This window comes from Pseudomonas sp. Ors-4-3C (assembly GCF_055755035.1).
The window spans coordinates 4,805,669-4,827,943 of record NZ_CM146900.1 but is presented as its reverse complement, the minus strand read 5'-3'; the positions used below and the strand labels follow the sequence as shown (position 1 = coordinate 4,827,943).

18 protein-coding genes and 1 pseudogene are annotated in these 22,275 nt (G+C 60.2%); 7 read left to right on the top strand and 12 right to left on the bottom strand.

The genetic code is table 11. The features are described from left to right. The first annotated feature begins 229 nt into the window (after positions 1-229). Positions 230-1,684, top strand: a complete 1,455-nt coding sequence (locus tag ACVHNU_RS21795; RefSeq protein WP_473018297.1) for a catalase — start codon at positions 230-232, stop codon at positions 1,682-1,684. Between the two features lie 150 nt (positions 1,685-1,834). Beyond that, entirely contained in the window at positions 1,835-2,299 is a 465-nt protein-coding gene (bfr, locus tag ACVHNU_RS21790) for a bacterioferritin (protein ID WP_003228714.1), read from the top strand. Positions 2,300-2,363: 64 nt separating this feature from the next. Here the strand turns inward: bfr and uvrA are convergent, their stop codons facing one another. Then, positions 2,364-5,198, bottom strand: a complete 2,835-nt coding sequence (gene uvrA, locus ACVHNU_RS21785; protein WP_473018296.1) for an excinuclease ABC subunit UvrA — start codon at positions 5,196-5,198, stop codon at positions 2,364-2,366. A 191-nt stretch (positions 5,199-5,389) separates the two neighbouring features. Here uvrA and ACVHNU_RS21780 point away from each other — a divergent pair, with 191 nt between their 5' ends. Further along, positions 5,390-6,787 (top strand): MFS transporter, encoded by a 1,398-nt coding sequence (locus tag ACVHNU_RS21780; RefSeq protein WP_003228711.1) that lies wholly within the window; start codon positions 5,390-5,392, stop codon positions 6,785-6,787. 9 nt (positions 6,788-6,796) lie between these two features. Next, complete coding sequence (locus tag ACVHNU_RS21775; protein WP_003228709.1) at positions 6,797-7,315, top strand: single-stranded DNA-binding protein; 519 nt, start codon at positions 6,797-6,799, stop codon at positions 7,313-7,315. 199 nt (positions 7,316-7,514) lie between these two features. On the opposite strand, the gene ACVHNU_RS21770 is transcribed toward ACVHNU_RS21775, so the two are convergent. The 6 genes from ACVHNU_RS21770 to ACVHNU_RS21745 form a co-directional block, all read right to left on the bottom strand. Then, positions 7,515-8,672 carry a glutathionylspermidine synthase family protein gene (locus ACVHNU_RS21770; protein ID WP_473018295.1) on the bottom strand — a complete coding sequence of 386 codons (1,158 nt, stop codon included), beginning with the start codon at positions 8,670-8,672 and terminating at the stop codon, positions 7,515-7,517. Positions 8,673-8,674: 2 nt separating this feature from the next. After that, on the bottom strand, positions 8,675-9,361 hold the full coding sequence (locus ACVHNU_RS21765) for a DUF1190 domain-containing protein (protein WP_003228706.1): 687 nt from the start codon (positions 9,359-9,361) through the stop codon (positions 8,675-8,677). 17 nt (positions 9,362-9,378) lie between these two features. Next, complete coding sequence (locus ACVHNU_RS21760; RefSeq protein WP_473018294.1) at positions 9,379-9,804, bottom strand: DUF350 domain-containing protein; 426 nt, start codon at positions 9,802-9,804, stop codon at positions 9,379-9,381. A gap of 15 nt (positions 9,805-9,819) precedes the next feature. Continuing rightward, positions 9,820-10,470, bottom strand: a complete 651-nt coding sequence (locus ACVHNU_RS21755; RefSeq protein WP_003228702.1) for a DUF2491 family protein — start codon at positions 10,468-10,470, stop codon at positions 9,820-9,822. A 210-nt stretch (positions 10,471-10,680) separates the two neighbouring features. After that, positions 10,681-11,379 carry a PspA/IM30 family protein gene (locus ACVHNU_RS21750; protein WP_007966153.1) on the bottom strand — a complete coding sequence of 233 codons (699 nt, stop codon included), beginning with the start codon at positions 11,377-11,379 and terminating at the stop codon, positions 10,681-10,683. Positions 11,380-11,396: 17 nt separating this feature from the next. Then, positions 11,397-12,065, bottom strand: coding sequence for a YjfI family protein (locus ACVHNU_RS21745; protein WP_445261600.1), 669 nt, complete (start codon positions 12,063-12,065; stop codon positions 11,397-11,399). A 395-nt stretch (positions 12,066-12,460) separates the two neighbouring features. On the opposite strand from ACVHNU_RS21745, the gene ACVHNU_RS21740 reads away from it, so the two are divergent. Next, positions 12,461-13,570 carry a DUF3182 family protein gene (locus ACVHNU_RS21740; RefSeq protein ID WP_473018293.1) on the top strand — a complete coding sequence of 370 codons (1,110 nt, stop codon included), beginning with the start codon at positions 12,461-12,463 and terminating at the stop codon, positions 13,568-13,570. Further along, complete coding sequence (locus tag ACVHNU_RS21735; protein WP_103483876.1) at positions 13,560-14,318, top strand: alpha/beta hydrolase family protein; 759 nt, start codon at positions 13,560-13,562, stop codon at positions 14,316-14,318. The genes ACVHNU_RS21740 and ACVHNU_RS21735 overlap by 11 nt, the downstream gene beginning before the upstream one ends. A gap of 115 nt (positions 14,319-14,433) precedes the next feature. Here the strand turns inward: ACVHNU_RS21735 and ACVHNU_RS21730 are convergent, their stop codons facing one another. The 5 genes and pseudogenes from ACVHNU_RS21730 to ACVHNU_RS21710 form a co-directional block, all read right to left on the bottom strand. After that, entirely contained in the window at positions 14,434-15,408 is a 975-nt protein-coding gene (locus ACVHNU_RS21730) for a lysylphosphatidylglycerol synthase domain-containing protein (RefSeq protein ID WP_473018292.1), read from the bottom strand. Further along, the gene (gene clsB / locus ACVHNU_RS21725) at positions 15,405-16,679 is read right to left on the bottom strand and encodes a cardiolipin synthase ClsB (RefSeq protein WP_473018291.1); all 1,275 of its coding nucleotides are present in this window, start codon (positions 16,677-16,679) and stop codon (positions 15,405-15,407) included. The genes ACVHNU_RS21730 and clsB overlap by 4 nt, the downstream gene beginning before the upstream one ends. Next, a complete protein-coding gene (locus ACVHNU_RS21720) occupies positions 16,676-17,473 on the bottom strand; it encodes an endonuclease/exonuclease/phosphatase family protein (RefSeq protein WP_473018290.1) in 798 nt (265 codons plus the stop codon). Before ACVHNU_RS21720 ends, clsB begins: the two co-directional genes overlap by 4 nt. Next, a complete protein-coding gene (locus tag ACVHNU_RS21715; protein ID WP_201136449.1) occupies positions 17,470-18,396 on the bottom strand; it encodes a DUF72 domain-containing protein in 927 nt (308 codons plus the stop codon). Before ACVHNU_RS21715 ends, ACVHNU_RS21720 begins: the two co-directional genes overlap by 4 nt. A gap of 213 nt (positions 18,397-18,609) precedes the next feature. Next, a pseudogene (locus ACVHNU_RS21710) lies at positions 18,610-19,814 on the bottom strand (MFS transporter). A gap of 339 nt (positions 19,815-20,153) precedes the next feature. Between ACVHNU_RS21710 and ACVHNU_RS21705 the strand changes: the two are divergent. Then, positions 20,154-22,247: a mechanosensitive ion channel family protein gene (locus ACVHNU_RS21705; protein ID WP_473018289.1), complete on the top strand. Its 2,094-nt coding sequence runs from the start codon at positions 20,154-20,156 to the stop codon at positions 22,245-22,247. Positions 22,248-22,275: the final 28 nt, after the last annotated feature.

Sequence of the window (22,275 nt, the reverse complement as noted above, 5' to 3'; positions counted from 1 at the left end):
GAAACGAAAAACCGGGCCTAGTGCCCGGTTTTTTGTGTCCGCAAGAAAAAGCGCTGTTCGTACAAGATTCTGACATTGTTCAGTTGTCACTATGTGCTGGGAAAAATCATTAGTAATTATCTATCGATGGATGCAAGTTAATGAATTTGTAGGTGTCACATCGATGATCAATACTTCCCAGCAAGCCGATTAGCCGGCAGTTTCAAGACTGACAGAGGAAGAAGACCGTATGAGCCAGATCAAAACGCTTACGACCGCCAGTGGCGCACCTGTCGCTGATAACCAGAATTCTCGCTCCGCCGGCCCTCGTGGCCCGTTGCTGCTCGACGATTTTCACCTGATCGAGAAGCTTGCCCATTTCAACCGTGAAAATATTCCTGAGCGCCGCGTACACGCCAAAGGCTCGGGTGCTTACGGTACTTTTACTGTTACCCGCGACATTACCGAGTACACCAGCGCCAAGCTGTTCGAATCTGTAGGCAAACAAACCCCGACATTCCTGCGTTTCTCTACCGTTGGCGGTGAGCGTGGTTCGGCTGACACCGAGCGTGATCCGCGCGGTTTTGCCCTGAAGTTTTACACCGAGGAAGGCAACTGGGACATCGTTGGCAACAATACTCCGGTGTTCTTCATTCGTGACCCGCTGAAGTTTCCCGACTTTATCCACACCCAGAAGCGTCTGCCGCAGAGCAACCTGAAAAGCGCGCAAATGATGTGGGACTTCTGGTCGCATTCGCCTGAAGCGCTGCACCAGGTGACCATCCTGTTCTCGGATCGCGGCATCCCCGACGGCTACCGTCATATGCACGGTTTTGGCAGCCACACCTACAGCCTGATCAACGCAAGAGGCGAGCGTCACTGGGTGAAATGGCACTACAAGACCCAGCAAGGGATCAAGAATCTCGCGCCGGCTGAAGCCGCTCGTCTGGCCGGTACCGATCCGGATTACGCGCAGCGTGACCTGTTCGAAGCCATCGAGCGTGGCGACTTTCCGAAATGGCGTGTGTGCATTCAGATCATGACCGAAGCTGAGGCTGCGGCGCATTACGAGAACCCGTTCGACGTGACCAAGACCTGGTCGCAGAAGGAATTCCCACTGATCGAAGTCGGTGAGCTGGAGCTGAACCGCAATCCGCTGAACTACTTCGCCGAGGTTGAGCAAGCTGCATTTGGCCCTAGCAACATGGTGCCCGGTGTCGGTCTGTCGCCGGATCGCATGCTGCAAGGACGCGTGTTCGCTTACGCCGATGCGCACCGTTACCGCGTGGGTACCAATCATCAACAATTGCCGGTAAACGCGCCGCGCAGCCCGGTGAACACTTATCAGCGCGACGGTTCGATGGCGTTCGGCAGCAACGGTGGTGCAGCGCCTAACTACGAACCGAACAGCTACATCGAATCACCGAAGCAAGCCCCGCACTACGCCGAACCCGCGCTGGCCTTGAGCGGTGCTGCTGATCGTTACGATCATCGCGAAGATACGGACTACTACAGCCACGCCGGTGCGCTGTTCCGCCTGATGAATGACGAGCAGAAGGCCTTGCTGGTCAGCAATATCGCCGGCGCCATGAATGGTGTTTCGCCTGATGTGGTTGACCGTCAGTTGCAACATTTCTTCAAAGCTGACCAGGCGTATGGAGAAGCAGTCGCAAAGCTGCTCAACGTACAGCTTAACGAAGTCTAAACGAGAAGCAGAACCGCCCTCATTAGGGCGGTTTTTGCGTTATTTAGGTTGATTTTCTCAGAATATCTTCGCTTTTATTGCGCGATACGGGGTGACCTTCCGGTCAGCTTGGTTCAAACTACAGACTTTCAAGCAGGGAGATGTAGGGCGATGCAAGGCCACCCAGACGTTATCGATTACCTCAACACGTTGCTGACCGGCGAACTGGCCGCGCGTGACCAATATTTTGTGCACTCGCGGATGTATGAGGACTGGGGTTTCACCAAGCTCTACGAACGAATCAACCACGAGATGGAAGAAGAAGCAGGTCACGCAGACGCGCTGATGCGCCGGATCCTGATGCTCGAAGGTACGCCGCGCATGCGCCCGGACGATCTTGACGTCGGTACCACCGTGCCGGAGATGCTTGAAGCCGATCTGCGTCTTGAATACAAAGTTCGCGCCGCACTGTGCAAAGGCATTGAACTGTGCGAGCAGCACAAGGACTACGTCAGTCGCGAGATTCTGCGTGTTCAGCTCAACGACACCGAAGAAGATCACACCTACTGGCTGGAAAAGCAGTTGGGCCTGATCAAACTCATCGGTCTCGAGAATTACCTGCAATCCCACACCTGATTGCACAGACACAAAAAAGCCCCTGTCACTGTTGAAGTGACAGGGGCTTTTTCGTTCCTGGCTTTTAAGCCCGGTCGCGAATCAACAACGGCTTGAGGTAATGACCCGTGTGAGACTGCTTCATCTCGGCCACTTCCTCAGGCGTGCCGGTGGCGATGATCTGCCCACCCTTGGAGCCGCCCTCCGGCCCTAGGTCCACCAACCAGTCGGCGGTCTTGATCACGTCCAGGTTGTGTTCGATCACCACTACCGTATTGCCGTGGTCGCGCAAGCGATGCAGCACGTCGAGCAATTGCTGGATATCGGCGAAGTGCAGGCCGGTGGTCGGCTCATCGAGGATATACAGGGTCTTACCGGTGTCGCGCTTGGACAGCTCGCGTGACAGCTTGACCCGTTGCGCTTCACCACCGGACAGCGTGGTCGCCGACTGCCCGAGTTTGATGTACGACAGGCCCACATCCATCAACGTCTGCAGCTTGCGCGCCAGCGCCGGTACCGCGTCGAAGAACTCCCGGGCTTCCTCGATGGTCATCTCGAGGGTTTCGTGGATGCTCTTGCCCTTGTATTTGATCTCAAGGGTTTCGCGGTTGTAGCGCTTGCTCTTGCACACATCGCAGGGCACGTAGATGTCCGGCAGGAAGTGCATTTCCACTTTGATCAAGCCGTCGCCCTGGCACGCCTCGCAGCGACCGCCCTTGACGTTGAACGAGAAGCGCCCCGGGCCGTAACCTCGGGAGCGTGACTCGGGCACGCCGGCGAACAGTTCGCGGATCGGCGTGAACAGCCCGGTGTAGGTGGCCGGATTGGAGCGCGGCGTACGGCCGATCGGGCTTTGGTCAATGTCGACGACTTTGTCGAGATATTCCAGGCCTTTGATGCTGTCGTGCGCGGCCGCTTCCAGCGTAGTCGCACCATTAAGTGCAGTAGCGCTCAACGGGAACAGCGTGTTGTTGATCAGTGTCGATTTGCCCGAGCCGGAAACGCCGGTCACGCAGGTCAGCAGGCCGATCGGGATTTCCAGGTCGACGTTGCGCAGGTTGTTGCCGCGCGCGCCCTTGAGCGACAGCGTCAGCTTCTTGTTACGCGGCGTGCGTTTGGCCGGCACTTCGATCTTCACCCGCCCCGACAGGTATTTACCGGTCAGGGAGTCCGGGTGCGCCATGACTTCGGCCGGCGTACCTTCAGCCACGATCTGCCCGCCGTGCACCCCGGCGCCCGGGCCGATATCCACCACATAGTCAGCCAGGCGAATCGCGTCTTCGTCGTGCTCGACCACGATCACCGTGTTGCCGATGTCGCGCAAGTGCTTGAGGGTGCCGAGCAAACGGTCGTTATCGCGCTGGTGCAGACCAATGGACGGTTCGTCGAGGATGTACAGCACCCCGACCAGGCCGGCGCCGATCTGGCTCGCCAGACGAATGCGCTGCGCCTCGCCACCGGACAGGGTGTCGGCACTGCGATCCAGCGACAGATAGTCGAGGCCGACGTTGACCAGGAACTGCAGACGCTCGCGAATTTCCTTGAGGATCTTGTCGGCGATTTCGCCGCGACGGCCGGTCATCTTCAGCTCGCCGAAGTATTCGCAGGCATCGCCAATCGGCAGGTTGGTCACTGCCGGCAGGGTTTTCTCGCCAACCCACACGTGCCGCGCTTCGCGGCGCAGACGAGTGCCGCGGCAATCCGGGCAGGCCTGGGTGCTGAGGAACTTGGCCAGTTCTTCACGCACGCTGGCCGATTCGGTTTCGCGGTAACGACGCTCAAGGTTCGGCACGATGCCTTCGAAGGGGTGCGAACGTTTGACGATGTCGCCGCGATCGTTCAGATATTTGAAGTCGACATTCTGTGAGCCGCTGCCATGCAGAATGTGTTTCTGCTGTTCGGCGGTCAGCTCGTTGAACGGCTTCTCCAGGCTGAACTTGTAATGCGAAGCCAGCGAGCCGAGCATCTGGAAGTAATAGACGTTGCGCCTGTCCCAACCGCGAATCGCGCCCTCGGCGAGAGTCAGTTCACCATTGACCAGGCGCTTGATGTCGAAGAACTGCTTCACGCCCAGACCATCGCAGGTCGGGCAGGCGCCGGCCGGGTTGTTGAAGGAGAACAGCTTCGGCTCCAGCTCGCTGATGGCGTGGCCACAGATCGGGCAGGCGAAGCGCGCGGAGAAGATCATCTCTTCGCCCGGCTCATCGTCCATCGGCGCCACCAGGGCAATGCCGTCCGCCAGCTTCAGTGCGGTCTCGAACGATTCGGCCAGACGCTGCTGCAGGTCGGCACGGACCTTGAAACGGTCGACGATCACATCGATGGAGTGCTTCTTCTGCTTGTCCAGTTTCGGCAGTTCGTCGAGCTCGCAGATTCGGCCGTTGACCCGGGCGCGAACGAAGCCTTGGGCGCGCAGTTCTTCGAACACCGACAAGTGTTCGCCCTTGCGCTCGCGGATCACCGGGGCCAGCAACATCAGTTTGCTGCCTTCCGGCTGGGCCAGCACCAGGTCGACCATCTGGCTGACGGTCTGCGCTTCCAGCGGAATGTCGTGATCGGGGCAGCGCGGCGTACCGACGCGTGCATAGAGCAGACGCAGGTAGTCGTAGATTTCGGTGATGGTGCCGACCGTGGAGCGCGGGTTGTGCGAGGTCGACTTCTGTTCGATGGAGATGGCCGGCGACAAACCTTCAATGGTGTCGACATCGGGCTTTTCCATCATTGACAGGAACTGTCGGGCGTAGGCCGACAGGGATTCGACATAGCGGCGCTGACCTTCGGCGTATAGCGTGTCGAAGGCCAGGGACGACTTGCCGGATCCGGACAGGCCGGTGATGACGATCAGTTTGTCCCGTGGCAGGGTCAGGTCGATGTTCTTCAGGTTGTGGGTACGGGCCCCACGTATCAGGATCTTGTCCAAAGTGGCCTCGCTCGGCGGGCGTCGAAAACGTAGGAGTATACGGGCAAATACTGGATGGATGCACACTATCAAACGAAGGGTTTTTTACCTTGCATGAAGAGAGTTTCATCTATACGCGTCATAGCGTCGCGATATACCCCGTCTTTCGATGGGACTGGTAGAATCGCCGCCGGTTCACACGAGGTTTTTCCATGCACGATCCCCACAGCGAACGCATGAGTGGCAGCGAGACCCGCGCAGCGAGCGGTCTGGCCCTGGTGTTCGCCTTCCGTATGCTTGGCATGTTCATGGTGTTGCCGGTACTGGCGACCTACGGCATGGACCTGGCGGGAGCGACCCCGGCCCTGATCGGGCTGGCGATTGGCGCTTACGGCTTGACCCAGGCGATTTTCCAGATTCCGTTCGGGATCATTTCCGACCGCATCGGCCGGCGTCCGGTGATTTTCCTCGGGCTGGTGGTCTTCGCCCTCGGCAGTGTGCTGGCGGCCCAGGCTGATTCGATCTGGGGCGTGATTGCCGGACGTATCCTGCAGGGCGCCGGGGCGATTTCTGCCGCGGTGATGGCCCTGCTCTCCGACCTGACCCGTGAACAACACCGCACCAAAGCCATGGCGATGATCGGCATGACCATCGGCCTGTCGTTCGCCGTGGCCATGGTGGTCGGGCCGCTGCTGACCCGTGCATTCGGCCTGTCCGGGCTGTTCCTCGCGACGGGCGGCATGGCCCTGTTCGGGATCGTCATCGTGATGTTCATGGTGCCGAAATCCACCGGGCCGTTGAGCCATCGTGAATCCGGCGTGGCGCGTCAGGCTTTGATGCCGACGCTAAAACATCCGGATCTGCTGCGCCTGGATCTGGGCATTTTTGTGTTGCACGCAATGCTGATGTCGAGCTTCGTCGCCCTGCCGCTGGCACTGGTGGAAAAGGCCGGGTTGCCCAAGGAACAGCACTGGTGGGTTTATCTGACTGCGCTGCTGATCTCTTTCTTCGCCATGATCCCGTTCATCATCTACGGCGAGAAAAAACGCAAAATGAAACGAATTTTGCTCGGCGCCGTCCTGACGTTGATGCTCACTGAGCTATTCTTCTGGCAGTTCGGTGACAGCTTGCGGGCGCTGGTGATCGGCACGGTGGTGTTCTTCACCGCGTTCAATCTGCTGGAAGCTTCGTTGCCGTCGCTGATCAGCAAGGTTTCACCGGCAGGCGGGAAGGGCACGGCCATGGGCGTGTATTCCACCAGCCAGTTCCTCGGTTCGGCACTCGGCGGGATACTCGGCGGCTGGCTGTTTCAGCATGGCGGTCTGTCGGTTGTGTTCCTTGGATGTGCCGGTCTGGCTGCCATCTGGCTGGCCTTTGCTGTTACCATGCGCGAACCTCCCTACGTGACGAGCCTGCGCTTGCCGTTGTCGCCCGAGGCGATCCGCGAAGCGGGTCTGGTCGAGCGCCTCAAGGCCCTCGTAGGGGTAACAGATGCAGTGATAGTTGCTGATGAAGCGGCTGTTTACATCAAACTGGACAAAGAATTAGTGGATCGCGACACCCTCGAACGCCTGGTGAACAACCCGGCCGAGGCTGCTTGCGAAGCCTAGGAGAACGTTATGGCCCGTGGGGTTAACAAAGTCATATTGGTCGGCACTTGCGGCCAGGATCCCGAAGTTCGCTACCTGCCTAACGGTAACGCCGTGACCAACCTGAGTCTGGCAACCAGCGAACAATGGACCGACAAGCAAACCGGTCAGAAGGTCGAGAAGACCGAATGGCACCGTGTTTCGATGTTCGGCAAGGTTGCCGAAATCGCCGGCGAATACCTGCGTAAAGGTTCACAGGTGTACATCGAAGGCAAGCTGCAGACCCGCGAGTGGGAAAAAGACGGTATCAAGCGTTACACCACCGAAATCGTGGTCGACATGCAAGGCACCATGCAACTGCTCGGCGGCCGTCCTCAACAGGGCGATCAACAAGGCGGTGGCAACAACTACCAGCAGCAGGCGCCACGTCAACAGGCTCCACGCCCGCAGCAGTCGGCTCCGCAACAGCGTTCAGCCCCGGCTCCACAGCAGGCTGCACCGCAACCGGCTCCGGATTTCGACAGCTTCGATGACGACATTCCGTTCTGATTCGATGCTGCATCCGCGCTGAATAAAAAGGCCCGTCGTTCAACACGACGGGCCTTTTTTGTGGCGCAAGGTCCGCGATTAGCGCTGATCTACTGTGGGAGCGGGCTTGCTCGCGAAGGCGTCGGGTCAGTCAAAGCATTTGTTGAATGGCAGTCCGCTTTCGCGAGCAAGCCCGCTCCCACCGGTGCGGATGTATGTCTCAGTCGAGGATCAGGTGCGGCAGAAACCGGCTCGAATCCTTGGTGATCAGACTGTTGTCTTCGCGCACGCCAATCCCAGCCGCCTGATCACCAATCACCCACGAGCCGATCAGGGTGTAGCTGTCATCGAACTTCGGTAATGGCGCAAATTCCTGCAGGATGAACGGCGCATCGGTGTAGGGCCCGTCCTCTTTGACGATCAGACCTTCCGCCGTTTGCAGTTCGATGTTGGCGCCTTCGCGGGAGAAGTACGGTTTGCGTACCCAGCCCTTGGGCACCGCACGGGTCGGATTCGGATCAAGGTGCGCCGCGAGCAGATTCGGATGCCCCTTGTGCAGCTCCCACAGCAAGGGCAGTGCGCCTTTGTTCGACAGGATCGATTTCCACGCCGGCTCAAAGAACTGCGTATCGCTGTCGGCAATTGCAGCACCGAACGGCTCGTGGAAGATGAATTCCCAGGCGTGCAGTTTGAACAGGTGCGGGATCCAGCGATCTTGCAGATCGACGAAGCGACCCTCGGCGGTCAGGCCGATGTCTTCGATGTCGATATGCCGGGATTCGATGCCGACTTTTTCCGCGATCAGGCGCAGGTAATCGGTGGTGCCCTTGTCTTCGACCGAGTCTTTCATCGAGGCAAAGTAGAACGGCCGCTTGAGCTGCAATTCGGCAAAGGCCTGATGCAACTTGGTGTCGATGCTGTTGAACTGGTCGGCGTGACGCGGCAGCATCTCGCGCTCGATGCACTGTTCCAGCCAGCCCCACTGAAACGCCGCGGCCTCATAGAGGCTGGTCGGCGTGTCGTAGTTGAGCTCCAGCAGCTTCGCCGGGCCGTTGCCGCTGTATGAAAAGTCCATGCGCCCGTACAGATGCGGATGACCTTCCAGCCAGGACGTGCGGATCATGTCGTAGTACGGCGCCGGGATGCTCAGGCGATCCAGCAACTCTTCGCTATGCACCACGCGATCGACCAGGTCCATGCACATCTCGTGCAGTTCGGTGGTCGGATCCTCCAGATCGTTTTCAATCTGCGCGAGCGTGAACTGGTAGTAGGCGCTTTCGTCCCAGTACGGTTCGTCGTCGATGGTGTGGAACAGAAAGCCGAGGCTTTCGGCCGTCTGTTTCCAGTCGGGGCGCTCGGCGCAGTGGATCTTCTTCATGGTCAGCTGCTCGAACTGCCCCAGCCGCCCCAACCGCTGCGGGCGGAAGACTGGCTGCCGAAACCACCGCGGGACGTCGACGAAGCGACGTTGACCGGTTTGCTTCGGGAGTTGTCGTAGCGGGTGTCGGTGCGAGTTGCCGGCGCCGATTCGATTTTGCGGTACTGCGTCGAGGTGTTGTAGGTCTGGCGGGTATCGCGGTCGCGATAGACCGTGCGGTTGGCGTTGTTGCTCATCGCATTGCCGATCAACCAGCCTGTGAGCCAGCCGTTACCTGCGCCACCGGAACCGGAAGAGTGGGAAGTGCTTTGCGCATTCTGCGCAGCGGCGGCTTCACCGGCAGGCATCTGCGCATTGGCAATCGCATTCAGGTCCTGCGGCGCCTCACCGCTCTGTGGCACCTTGAAACCGCCGAGCTTCGGCACGAAGCGACCGTCGGAATTCTTCTGGCACCAGTCGGCCGCAAAATCCGCATCGCACTTGGCTTTGTCGTCGTAGGCCGGTGCAATGCGTCGGTGCTCGGTCAATGCCGCGACATAGGCGTTCGAGCAGACATCGGCGGCCACTTCGGCGCCGACGCACTCCTCGACAGTTTGAAAGCGTTGCTGATCCTGCGCGGCAACCTCGCCGGAAATCGCCAGCGCCACCGAAGCGGCGAGAGACAGTTGAACGTACTTGCTGCGTTTCATCGAAGGCTTCCTGCCGATCAGTTGGACGGGGTCATGCACGCGGCGTTGAGCATGCCGACGCTGATGGCCACCGCGGCCACGTAGATACCGGAAGCGATTTCACCGTTGGCGATGCGCTGGGACGTGCCTTTGAGCACCAGCCCTGTGGCGAGGAAGGCCAGCAGTTGCACCACGGCCGCAATCACTGCCCACAGCACGAAATCGAGGACGTTGACCGAAAACGCGATCACGTTGCTGGCCGGAATCGCAAAACCGATGATCGCCCCCGCGAGGGCAATGGCGGCGGCGATGTTGCCGGAGCGAATCAGCTCGAACTCTTTGTGTGGCGTGATGCGGGTGTAGACGAACTGAAACAGCATGAACAACAGCACGGCGCCGAGCAGGTAGATGACGAAACCGACCAGCGCGGTCTTGTTCAGGGAAACGGCCAGCACTTCCAGCATGGAAAACTTCCTTTTTTAAATGGTGCTCAAATCAGTCGTGTACAGCGAAATGCCCAGCGAGGTGCTCAGGCTGACGGTGCCTTCCTCGTCCTGTTCGACGGAGAACAGCAGCAGCTCGCGGCGATCGGTCAGGCCGGTCTCGCGGGCGTAGAGCATCGAGTGGTGCTCGATGGTGTAGGACTCGTCCGGGTTGATCACGTGTTCGGTCAGCGGCACCAGTTCGGTCTGGCCCTGCTCGGTGCCCCATTCGCGGCTGTACTGGACGCCGTCGTGGGTGTAGGTCGGCAGGCCGATCGGGCTGGCGGGGCCGGCCAGGCGCTGCAGTTCGGCGTCACTGTTGACGGTCACGTAACTGAGGTAGTTGAACAGGGTGACCGACTCGATCTGGTCGTCACCGGTGACGTGGATCTGTAGCCAGAAATCCTCGTCATTCATGTAATAGCGGTGCAGTTTGTTGGATTGGCCGAGGTCGACCCAGCCGGCGCTCCAGATTGCCTGATCGAATGGCACTCGCACTGACGTCGAGCCGTCGAGCAGCAGGGCGAGAGTCGAATCGAATCTGACAGCCTTGCCTTGCGCCATCCCGAGTGGGCCACTGGCAACGGTTGGCGTTGGCGCAGCGGACTGCCAGTTGCTGGTGCCCAGCAAATCTTTGAACCATCCCATGGGTACATTCCTTGAGGCGGGTGGAGGTGTTCGTCGTAAAAAGCGCCGCTAGTGTACCGGGCCGGGCGGTAAACAAGCAGAAGCAATTGCATGGCGTAAACCATATAGGAGTGAGCCTGTTCGCGATGGCGGCGGTGCAGACAACGCTGAGGTTGAATGTTCCGGCCTCATCGCGAGCAGGCTCACTCCTACAAAGTATTGCGATGCTGCTTACTGCGCTGATTTTTGCTTCAGACGCTCAAGAATCGCATTGGCGCTGCCTTCGTTCGGCGTGATGCCGGCGTCGCGCAGTTTGCGTTCCAGGTCGTTGCCGGTCGAAGCGTCAGCCAGCTCATCGGCGGCGCTCAGCTCGGCGGCGCGTTGCTGTTGCTTGGCCTGCAGACGGTTCAGGGTGCCGACCGCGGTTTCCAGTTTGCCGTTGGCGCCACCGCTGGCGATGGATGCGCTGACCTGCGCCTTCTGCACGCTTTCACGGGCCTTGGCCATGTCCACCTGCTGGCGCAGGCTCTTGATTCGCGACTCGGCCTTGCTGATGTCCTTGCGCATGTTTTCGGCGTAGGTGCCGAACTCGTCGCTCTGGGCTTTCTCGGCGGTCAGGTCGTTGGTCAGGGTCGAAATCGCTTCGGCCACTTCCATCGCCAGGTCTTCGCGGCCGGCGTTCAGCGCGGAAACAGCCTTGGCTTCCAGATCCTTGATCTTCGCGTCGTACTCGCTCACGCGGTCGGCGGCCAGCTTGTGCTTGGCCATGATGGTGACCAGCTCGCGGCGGGCGTTGGACAGCGCGGTGTCGGCGTCGCGGATTTCCTGGTCGAGGATGCGCAGAGCCTGTTGGTCGACGATCGCTTCGCCGACTTCATTGGCGCCACCGCGCAGCGCGGTGAACAACTTGCTCCAGATGGACTGAGTCATTGGATATTCCCTGTTGATTACTTGAAGAAGTGTTCGAAGGCTTCGCTCGCGCGCTGCACGTTGTCGACCAGGGTTTTCACCTCGGTGACGACGTTGGTCAGGCTCGAGTCGGCGCTGAGGGCGCCAAACATGTTGTAAACGGTCTGGCCGTTAGGCATCGACTCGATACCGATCGACGACAGCGGGAACATTTCCCGGCTGCGCAACACGGCGTCGTTGAAGGCGCGTACGTCAGTGATCGAATCGATATCCACCAGCACGGTGTCAACGATGATCTGTGCACCGGCCACGGCGATGTGAATCGGCAGACCGCCGAATTCGTTCATTTCCAGCTTGATGCTGGGTTCGGAGCTCTGGATCAGAGACAGCGTGATCTCGTGCGAAGCCACCTCGTCCAGTGCCTTGAGGGCGTTGAAGAGGCTATCGATGTTCCAGTTGTTGCCTGCGCTCATGTAATTCTCCGACATGAATGAGCCAGCCAGAATCGGTTGGCGTAGCTGTTGCTCCATCTGCTTGAGCAAGCTTCGGTTTTCCGGAAGTACCCAAGTTTCGTGTTTCACATAACCGGCGGCAGCCAGGCCCGCGCGCATCTGCTTCATGTAGAAGCTCGACGGCTTTTTCGCGGACGGTTTCGAGCGCTCTCCCTTTGGGCTCTCTGACGCAACAGTGGGGGAGCGGCTTTTCATGGCAATGACTCCGTTATGAACATCTCACGCGTGAGCCACACTACAACCAATTCAAAATGCCATCAATGGCTCACGCGTGAGATTTTTATGACAGGCGAAAAAGCGGCGAATATCTAATGTAGGAGTGAGCCTGCTCGCGATTGCAATCTGTCAGCCGGAAATCAGGTGACTGTTCCAACGCTATCGCGAGCAGGCTTACTCCTACAGGGTTCTGTGTGAGCAGCGGTCGTGCAAATTGCCGCGAATTTGCGCTGTTTCGTGCAGATTGAAACGGGCGTGGTGCCATCACCGTTTTAGCAAGCCTTTGATCGGCCAGAGTTTTCCACAGGACGGTCGTTGGCCTGATCTCTGCACCCTTCACCGCTACATTCACCGAACCGCTGCAAGGGGGACGCATGACCCCGACGCCAGGCAGAAAAATCGTCGTCGCACACTCGGTGCGCGCTGGCGCGCCGCAACATGAAGTGCAGACCAACAAGGCACTGGCCCGTTGGCTGGCGCAAATTCTCGGGCTCAAATTTGCTGGTAGCTACGACCCGGAAAAACACCGCGGTCGCGACCTGTACTGGCTACCCACGCAAACCATTGTCGGCGCCAGACAGGCGCAGGCACTGGGCATCAAAGGCGCACAGAACTTGTGGGGCGGATTCGTCGAACACGATTTCATCTGCACCAAGGCCATCAGCCACGGCTTGCGCAGTCATCTGGCTCACGCGCCACAAGGTTGGGCGCCGCAATTCTCTGAGCGCGTGCGCGATGTGGTGCTCGACGGATTGACCGTGTTTGCCGTGGAAGATGCGCGACCCGCTGCCGAGCATCTGCTGTACGGCGGGCCGATCCGTCTGAAGCCGATTCACGCCTGCGCCGGTCGCGGCCAGGAAGTTATCAATAGCCTCGACGCATTCGATGAAGTGCTCGCCCGAGCGGAGGTCGCCGAGCTGTTCCGCGATGGCGTGGTGCTGGAACAGGACTTGAGCAAGGTCTTCACCCACAGCGTCGGCCAGTCATTCATCGGCGACAAAGTGCTGAGCTACTGCGGTGATCAATACTTGACCAAGGATGCTCAGGGTGAAGACGTCTACGGCGGTTCGAATCTGCTGGTCGTGCAGGGCGGTTACGCCGATTTGCTGGCGCTGGACTTGCCGGATGACGTGCGACTGGCCATCAAGCAGGCACAGATTTTCGACCGAGCGGCGGATGAGGCTTATCCAGATTTCTACGCCTCGCGGCGCAACTACGACATTGCCCAAGGACTGGACAGCAATGGCAAACCCCGTAGCGGGGTACTCGAACAGTCCTGGCGCATGGGCGGTGCCAGCAGCGCTGAACTGGCCGCGCTGCAAAGCTTTGTCAACGATCCAGATATGCCGGCGATCCGTGTGTCGACGGTGGAGACCTACAACGATCAGACCCTGCCGGCCGACGCCATCGAAATCTATCGCGGGCCAGCAGAGAACAGCGACTTCCTTCTCAAATACGTAACGGTCAAATCCTATGACGGCTAGAAGCGAAAGCATTCAGATCGACATTGATGACGAGCAGATGAGCGGGACGTTTCTCAGTCCCAAATCGAAAGTCCCCGGCGTGTTGTTTGTTCACGGCTGGGGCGGTAGCCAGGAGCGCGATCTGGAGCGCGCCAAGGGCATCGCCGGGCTTGGCTGTGTCTGCCTGACCTTCGACCTGCGCGGGCACACCGGTGGCACCGGCATTCCGTTGACTCGGGTCACGCGCGAGGACAACCTGCGCGACTTGCTCGCGGCCTACGATCGCCTGCTCGCGCACCCGGCGCTCGACACCTCGGCGATTGCGGTGGTCGGCACCAGTTATGGCGGTTATCTCGCCTCAATCCTCACCTCGTTGCGCCCGGTGCGCTGGCTGGCGCTGCGAGTGCCGGCGCTGTATCGCGACGAGCAATGGCACACGCCCAAGCGTGATCTGGACAAGGCTGACCTGCGGGATTACCGGGCGACGTTGGTCCGTGCTGACAGTAATCGTGCGCTGCACGCCTGTTCGCAATTCACCGGGGATGTGTTGCTGGTGGAATCGGAAACCGACGACTACGTGCCCCACGCGACGATCATGAGTTACCGCGCCGCGTGTCAGCAGACGCATTCGCTGACGCACCGGATTATCGACGGCGCCGACCATGCCTTGAGCGAGCCGGTTTCGCAGCAGGCCTATACCTCGATTCTGGTGGACTGGATTACCGAGATGGTGGTCGGTGAGCGGTTGAGCATCATCCAGTCCACATGATCTTTGGTGCCCTTTCGGACGCCATCGCGAGCAGGCTCACTCCTACAATTTGAAATGCGCTCCCCCTGTAGGAGCGGGCTTGCTCGCGAAGGGGCCATCAGCCATAGCCACAAAATCAGGACGGTTTCTTCTCGATCCGCAACGCCTTGGCCTTGGCCTCCACCAACAAATACATCACCACCGTAATCAACAACGGCAGCAGAAAATAAATCGCCCGATACGCCAGCAACCCCGCCACCAGACTGCCCCGCGAAGCTTCGTGCTGCAGCAGCGCGACGAACACCGCCTCCAGCACCCCGAGTCCCGCCGGAATGTGCGTGATGACCCCGGCTATCGCACTGATCAGCAGTACGCCAAGCACCAACGGATAATCCAGTTTGCTCGGCAGCAGAGTGAAAATCACCGCAGCCATCAGCGACCAGTTCAATGCGCCGAGCAGCAACTGCAGCACGGCCATGCGCAGTGACGGCAGGTTGATTTCCACCCCGCGAATCGACCACTCGCGGCGCTTCGAGAACTGGCACGCGGCGAGGTAACCGGCACTCAACAGCAGTAACAGCACGCCGATGCCCTGCAATGCATCGCTGCTGATTTTCCAGCCCGGCGGCATGCTCACCAGACCGCTGCTGAACACCGCGCCGGCAATCGTCATGTAGCCGAACCAGTTGGTCGCCAGGCTCAGGCCGAGGATTTTGGCGATGTTGCCTTTGCTCACACCCAGGCGCGAATACAGCCGATAGCGCATGGCGATCCCGCCGACCCAGGCACTGAGATTGAGGTTGAACGCATAGCTGATGATCCCCACCGGCAGGATCTGCTTCCAGGTCAGGTCCTGGCGAATGTAGGTGCGGCCGATCAGGTCGAAACTGGCGTAGGTGAGAAAGCTCAGCAGGGTCAGGCTGGCGGCGATGATCAGCGTGCGGACCTTGAAGTCGGCCAAGGTTTGCAGGACTTCCGCCCATTCGATGCGGCTGGCGAACATCGTCAGCAACACGATCAGCGCGAGGAAGAACAGCAGCGTCAGCGGACGTTTCCAACGACTCCATCGAGATTGCACGGCAGGCGCCGATTGCGCATGGGAATGGCTCATGACGTGCGCCCCCGAAACGGCTTGAGCCGCGGTTTGTGCGCCGGCAACCAACCGGCCATCGACGGGAAATGCCGCAGGAAGTGAAACACCAGAAATCCCACGGTCATGTGCCAGATCCGCCCGCGTGGCGACATGTCGGCGTCCATGGCCTTGCAGTGGTTCTGGCTCAGGTCTTCGAGGCGCTGGAACAAATGCTGATTGAACGCGCGGTCGCGGATCAGCACGTTGGCTTCGAGGTTGAGCGACAGGCTCAGCGGGTCGAGATTGCTCGAGCCGACCGTGCTCCATTCCTCATCCACCAAGGCGACTTTGCCGTGCAGGGGGCGCTGGCAATATTCGTGGATCTGCACGCCCGCCTTGAGCAGGTAGTCGTAGGTCATGCGCGCCGCCAGTTTCGCCACCAGCATGTCCGGCTGGCCTTGCAGGATCAGCCGCACCTCGACGCCACGGCGCGCGGCATTGCGGATCTCACGCAGCAGGCGGTAGCCGGGGAAGAAGTAGGCGTTGGCGATCACCACCCGACGTTTGGCCCGACGCAATGCGTGCAAGTACACATCTTCGATGTCGGTGTGATGCTGATCGTTGTCGCGAAACACCAGCCGTACCTGACCGTCGTGCTCATTGAACGCCATGTCCGCCCGGCGCTGACGCCGACGTTGCCACCAGAACCGTGCGCGTCCCGGGCGACCGCTTTGCAGCAGGGCGAAGTGATGGATGTCAGCGACCGCCGGCCCCTGAATCTGCACCGCGTAATCCTGTTTCGCCTCGGGGCCGAAATCGGCCAGGTGATCGCCGGAAAAGTTGATCCCGCCAATGAACGCAATCAATCCGTCGACCACCACGATCTTGCGGTGCAGGCGGCGGAACCAGTTGGTGCGAAAACCCAGATGTTTGGGCGCCGGATCGAACATTTGCAGGTGCACGCCAGCATCGCTCAAAGCCGCGAGATAACCGGTGGACAATTCGCCACAACCAAAACCGTCGAGGCTGACAGTGGTGCGCACGCCACGTCGTGCGGCGTCGATCAGGATCTGCTGCAACTCTGCACCGACCTTGTCTTCGAAAACGATGAAGGTCTCCAGCAGGATTTCACTCTTCGCCGCACGCATGGCGTCGAACACCCGGGGGAAATATTCCTCGCCGTTTTCCAGCAACTCGACGCGGTTGTTGCCCTGCCAGCCATACTCGACATCGACATGCCCGGGCTCGCGCACCGGCGGGTTGATGCTGATCGGTGCCAGGGCGGATTTCTCCAGCGGTGCGCTGCTCATAATTCGATCTCCACCGATAACGGGGCGTGGTCGGAAAGGTGTGACCAGGGCCGATTCGCCAGGACTGTCGGCTGGCTGGCCTTGAGGTTGCGCACGTAAATGCGGTCGAGCCGCAGCGTCGGCAGGCGTGCCGGAAAACTGCGCGCCGGTTTGCCGTGATGCTCGGCGAACACCTCGCGCAGACCGCAGGGTTCGAGCAACGCATCGGCACGCTGGCGCCAGTCATTGAAGTCACCGGCGACGATCACCGGGGCGTCAACCGGCAGCTCCGCCAGACGCTCGCCGAGCAGCTTCAGTTGCGCATTGCGATGGCTTTCGCGCAGGCCCAGATGCACGCAGATCGCATGCACCTCGACGCCATCGCCGGGCAGGCGCAGCACGCAATGCAACAGGCCACGGTTTTCGTGGCCGTTGATCGAGACGTCGAGGTTGTCGTGGCGGATGATCTGGAATTTCGACAGCAACGCATTGCCGTGATCGCCCTCCGGATACACCGCGTTGCGTCCATAGGCGAATTGCGGCCACAGACTGTCCGCGAGGAACTCGTATTGCGGCATCGTCGGCCAGTTGCTGTAGCGTTTTGGATGGTGTTCGTGGGTGCCGTGGACCTCCTGCAAAAACACCACGTCGGCCGCCACGCTACGCACCGCGTCGCGCAACTCCGGGAGGATGAAGCGTCGATTGAGGGCGGTGAAGCCCTTGTGGGTGTTGACCGTCAGCACGGTGAAACGGCGCACCGACACTTCAACGCTGGTCTGCTCGTCGGTGAACCCGACCGGCTCTGGAATACTCATGCCAACACCCCTTCGGCTGCCGGTTCGCCGGGGGTGGTGGCGAGCGTTTTATCCAGCTCAAAACGGTGCAGCAAACTGCGGGCGTCGTAGGGCGCGCGGACTTTGATGTCGTTGTCGAAATAGCAGAACACTTCACGGGATTTACGTGCCCGAGGCTTGAGGCGCGGCGCGATCAGATGCGCATCGCGCGGTTGCTGACCGTGGTGCCAGGCGTCGATGCGTTCGGCCCAACTCTGCAGCGCCGGTTCGCTATAGCCGCTGGCGTAAAGTGCCTCGGCACCGTGCAGACGCAGGTAGACGAAATCGCTGGTGAGGTCTTCGCGGTACGGCCACTTGCCGGCGGTGTCAGCAATCACCAGCGCGGTGTTGTAGCGTTTCAACAAGCGCACGAAGTCGGGGTCGATGAAGCTGTCGTTGCGAATTTCCACGGCATGGCGCAGCGGTTTTTTGCGCCAGGCCTTCAGGCTGGCGTGGCCGTGCAGGTGCGAGTCATGCTGGCGGGCGAGGGCGGCGGCCGCTTCAGTGTCGTGAGGGAGCAGGGCGAGGAAGTGTTCGAAACGCTCGGGATCGAATTTGAAGTTCGGCGGGAACTGCCAGAGGATCGGCCCGAGTTTTTCCTTGAGTTCCAGCACCCCGGAGGCGAAGAAATTCGCCAACGGTTTTTCGATCTCGCGCAAACGGCGAATGTGGGTGATGAAGCGCGGCGCCTTGACGCTGAACACGAAGTCGTCGGGCGTTTCGGCGTACCACTGGGCATAACGTTCGGGCCGTTGCAGGGCGTAGAACGATCCATTGATTTCGATGCTGTTGACGGCCCGCGAAGCGAATTGCAATTCGCGTTTCTGCGCCAGTCCTTTCGGGTAGAAATCCCCGCGCCACGGGGCGTAGCGCCAGCCGGAAATACCGATGTGAATCGTTGCCATGTCGCCCTCCCGTTGTCAGTCCTCGTACAGCCTGTGTCTGTTGATGACTGTGGGCGGTTCGGGAAAGTTTCGGTGGCGTTACGGACGGTACATCCCTGAGAGCAACACAAAGCTAATGTGGGAGGGGGCTTGCTCCCGAAAGCGGTGTATCAGTCGCCATTGATGCTGACTGACCCTCCGCCTTCGGGAGCAAGCCCCCTCCCACAGGGTTACTCAGTGACCCGTGAATACTCGGCTTTGAGCCGGTTTGGCATAGACCGGGCCGAGCCGATCCAGTCGACCGCTCCATGCGGTGAGTGCCAGCGCCACCAGCACCACCAGACCACCGATCCACGCCGTATGAATCAGGCCCAGATGCTCGACGATCAGCCCGCCGCCCCACGCACCGCCGGCAATCCCGAGGTTGAACGCAGCAATGTTCAGCCCCGATGCCACGTCCACTGCCTGCGGTGTGTGATGTTCAGCCTGACGCACCACATACACTTGCAGACCCGGCACGTTGCCGAACGCCACCGCGCCCCACACCAGCACCGTGGCCAGCGCCAGCCATGGATTGCCGGCGGTGAAGGTCAGTACGAACAATACGGCGGCGAGCAGGGCAAAGATGATTTTCAGGGCGCTGATCGGCCCGCGTTTGTCCGCCAGTTTACCGCCCCAGATGTTGCCGACCGCCACCGACACGCCGTACACCAGCAACACCAGACTGACAGTGCCGGCGCTGAAGCCGGAGATGTCCTGAAGGATCGGCGCGAGGAAGGTGAAGGCGATGAACGAGCCGCCGTAACCGATCGCAGTCATGGCGTACACCAGCAACAGACGCGGTTGCTTCAGCACTTGCAGCTGTTGCACCAGGGACGCCGGTTTGCTGTGGGCGATGTTGTTCGGCACATACAGCAGGCTCCCGATGAAGGCGATCACACCCAGCGCCGAGACGGCGAGGAAGGTTTCGCGCCAGCCGAAATGCTGACCAATGAAAGTGCCCAGCGGTACGCCGGTGACCAACGCCACGGTGAGGCCGGTGAACATGATCGCAATCGCACTGGCAGCCTTTTCCTTGGGCACCAGACTGGTGGCAATGGTCGAGCCGATAGAGAAGAACACCCCATGCGCCAGGCCGGTAACGATCCGCGCCAGCACCAGCGATTCGTAACTCGGCGCCATCCACGCCAGCAGGTTGCCGAGGGTGAATAGCACCATCAGCGACAGCAGCAACAGTTTGCGCGGGACTTTGCCGGTGAGGGCGGTCAGCACCGGCGCGCCAATGGCAACGCCCAACGCATAGAGGCTGACCAGCAGCCCGGCGGACGGCAGGCTGACGCCGAGATCGGCGCCAATGGTGGGTAACAGGCCAACGATAACGAACTCGGTCGTCCCGATGGCGAATGCGCTGAGGTCAGCGCGAGCAAGGCAATGGGCATGACAGCACTCCGGTAGAGGTTTGAATGGAGCGCAGTGTCGGGGTTTGGCTTGTGCGGAAAAATACGGGGTTGGGCATTTGATATTTGCCTTGGACGCAAAGGTCAAAAGCGCTCACCCTCACCCCAACCCTCTCCCCCAAAGGGGCGAGGGGGAAGGGAGCTGATCTCGGTTGCACTCAATATTGAGTTCGGCTGGATATTTCAGGTCGATGTAGCTCGAGAGTACAACTCGGTCGGCTCCCTCTCCCTCGGGGAGAGGGCTGGGGTGAGGGTGCTTTTGAACTTGCCAGACAATTACCGATCAGTTCCTTACAGGTTCAGCCAAGGGGGATCGGAGTTTTGATCAAGTTCAGGGTCGCTGTTTTGCTGGGGGCGCTGCTGTTGGGCGCTGGCCAGATGGTGCAAGCCGCCGCGTTGCCGGGCGTTCCGGCCACCGCTGAAGAACCGGCCAAACCCGAGCCGATCGTGCAGGGCGGTCTGCTCGGCGCGATCAGTACGAGCATCGACGACGTGCAGGACAAACTCGATCTCAACGAGCATCTGGTCGACGCCTGGCGCCTGCGTGCCGATCGCGCGGCGGACGAGGTCGACAAACTGGTCAACCAGCCGTCGGATCGTTCGGGCTGGAGCGTCGCCGGGGATTTCCTGATGTTGTCCGGCGTCTGGCTTGGCACTTTTGCGCTGCTCACGGTGCTCGGCAGCCTGCTGGCCAAGCGGCTGAGTCAGGGTCGTTGGCTGCGCACCCGCCAGCGCAGTCAGGACCTGGTTGGCTACCTGCTGCCGTACACGCTGCCAGCGCTGATCTGCTTGCCGCTGACGCTATACGTCAGCCACTTTCTGCAAGCCTCGGTCGGTCGGGCGCTGGCGCTGTGTTTTGCCTACGCCACCAGCAGCGGGATTTTCTCCACCTCGATGCTGTTGTGCGTGGTGGTGATGTTCAACGTCGGCCACAAACGGCCCGCCGCGCGGATCATCCGCGACTACTGCCCGAAACCGCTGTTCCTGATCGGTTTTCTCGCCGCCCTCAGTGACGCGTTGACCAGCCCACAGATCGCCCGTCAGTTAGGCGGCAACATCACCAGCAGCGTCGCGGTGTTCACCGGGTTGATCGCCTCGATCATCTTCGGTCTGCTGGTGATTCGCCTGCGCCGGCCGGTGGCGCACCTGATCCGCAACCGACCGCTGGCGCAGCGTCTGAAACAGCCGTCGTTGCAGGAGTCGCTGCGGATTTTTTCCGGGCTCTGGTACTGGCCGATCGTGTTGATGGTGCTGGTCTCTGCGGTCAATCTGATCGGCATCGGCGAGGACAACCAAAAGGCCCTGCGCTGCGCGTTGTTCACCACGGTGCTGCTGATCGGCACGGTGTTCCTCAGCACCATCCTCCAGCATTTGTTCAAGTCGCGAAAAGCCGAAGCGATCCAGCGCAGCAGTGCCTACAAGGAGCGCTTTCTCAGCCTGTTGCACGCATTGCTGCGGATCGTCATAGCGATTGCCTTCATCGATATTCTCGGGCGGATCTGGGGCGTTTCGCTGCTCGATTTTGCCCAGAGCAGCACGGTCGGACGGGCGATCAGCAATGCGTTGAGCAGCATCGGCCTGATCTTCCTCGTCACGTGGCTGTTGTGGGTGGTGCTCGACACGGCGATTCAGGAAGCGTTGAAACCACCGGTCAGCAAACGCTCGTCGCGTCAGCCCAGCACTCGGGTGAAAACCATCCTGCCGCTGCTGCGTAACGCGATCAAAATCATCCTGGTGGTGATCTGCGCGATCACCACCATGGCCAACCTCGGGATCAACGTTGCGCCACTGTTGGCTGGTGCCGGGGTGGTCGGCCTGGCCATCGGTTTCGGTTCGCAGCAACTGGTGCAGGACGTGATCACCGGGTTGTTCATCATCATCGAAGACACGCTGTCGATCGGTGACTGGGTGGTGCTTGATTCCGGACATGCCGGCACCGTCGAAGGCCTGACCATCCGCACCCTGCGTCTGCGTGACGGCAAGGGTTTTGTGCATTCGGTGCCGTTCGGTCAGATCAAGGCAGTGACCAATCAATCACGGCAGTTTGCCTACGCGTTTTTCTCGGTGCAGTTCACCTACGACACCGACGTCGACAAGGCCATCGAACTGATCCGCGAGACTGGCGATTCGATCCGCGAAGACCCGTTCCTCAAGTACAACCTGCAAGGGCCGCTGGATGTGTTCGGGGTGGACCGGATGGACTTGAACGGCGTGGTGCTGACCGCTCAATTCCGTACCGTGTCGGGCGGGCAATATGCGGTGAGCCGGGCGTTCAACCAGCGTTTGAAAAAGCTTGTGGATAACAGTCCCGACGTGCATTTCGCGCAGACTTATCCACAGCAGGTTTTGTTGCCCAAGCGGCAGGGTGAGGGGGCGCTGTTGGCGAGCGAGGCGCCACAACGGTCGAATACCTGACCGCCGGATTTTGTGGTGGGATTGCCGG

What these genes read in the sequence shown, in the direction of transcription:
- ACVHNU_RS21795 (WP_473018297.1), top strand. Translation starts at nt 230, where the DNA reads ATGAGCCAGATCAAAACGCTTACGACCGCCAGTGGCGCACCTGTCGCT.
- bfr (WP_003228714.1), top strand. Translation starts at nt 1,835, where the DNA reads ATGCAAGGCCACCCAGACGTTATCGATTACCTCAACACGTTGCTGACC.
- ACVHNU_RS21780 (WP_003228711.1), top strand. Translation starts at nt 5,390, where the DNA reads ATGCACGATCCCCACAGCGAACGCATGAGTGGCAGCGAGACCCGCGCA.
- ACVHNU_RS21775 (WP_003228709.1), top strand. Translation starts at nt 6,797, where the DNA reads ATGGCCCGTGGGGTTAACAAAGTCATATTGGTCGGCACTTGCGGCCAG.
- ACVHNU_RS21770 (WP_473018295.1), bottom strand. Translation starts at nt 8,672, where the DNA reads ATGAAGAAGATCCACTGCGCCGAGCGCCCCGACTGGAAACAGACGGCC.
- ACVHNU_RS21765 (WP_003228706.1), bottom strand. Translation starts at nt 9,361, where the DNA reads ATGAAACGCAGCAAGTACGTTCAACTGTCTCTCGCCGCTTCGGTGGCG.
- ACVHNU_RS21760 (WP_473018294.1), bottom strand. Translation starts at nt 9,804, where the DNA reads ATGCTGGAAGTGCTGGCCGTTTCCCTGAACAAGACCGCGCTGGTCGGT.
- ACVHNU_RS21755 (WP_003228702.1), bottom strand. Translation starts at nt 10,470, where the DNA reads ATGGGATGGTTCAAAGATTTGCTGGGCACCAGCAACTGGCAGTCCGCT.
- ACVHNU_RS21750 (WP_007966153.1), bottom strand. Translation starts at nt 11,379, where the DNA reads ATGACTCAGTCCATCTGGAGCAAGTTGTTCACCGCGCTGCGCGGTGGC.
- ACVHNU_RS21745 (WP_445261600.1), bottom strand. Translation starts at nt 12,065, where the DNA reads ATGAAAAGCCGCTCCCCCACTGTTGCGTCAGAGAGCCCAAAGGGAGAG.
- ACVHNU_RS21740 (WP_473018293.1), top strand. Translation starts at nt 12,461, where the DNA reads ATGACCCCGACGCCAGGCAGAAAAATCGTCGTCGCACACTCGGTGCGC.
- ACVHNU_RS21735 (WP_103483876.1), top strand. Translation starts at nt 13,560, where the DNA reads ATGACGGCTAGAAGCGAAAGCATTCAGATCGACATTGATGACGAGCAG.
- ACVHNU_RS21730 (WP_473018292.1), bottom strand. Translation starts at nt 15,408, where the DNA reads ATGAGCCATTCCCATGCGCAATCGGCGCCTGCCGTGCAATCTCGATGG.
- clsB (WP_473018291.1), bottom strand. Translation starts at nt 16,679, where the DNA reads ATGAGCAGCGCACCGCTGGAGAAATCCGCCCTGGCACCGATCAGCATC.
- ACVHNU_RS21720 (WP_473018290.1), bottom strand. Translation starts at nt 17,473, where the DNA reads ATGAGTATTCCAGAGCCGGTCGGGTTCACCGACGAGCAGACCAGCGTT.
- ACVHNU_RS21715 (WP_201136449.1), bottom strand. Translation starts at nt 18,396, where the DNA reads ATGGCAACGATTCACATCGGTATTTCCGGCTGGCGCTACGCCCCGTGG.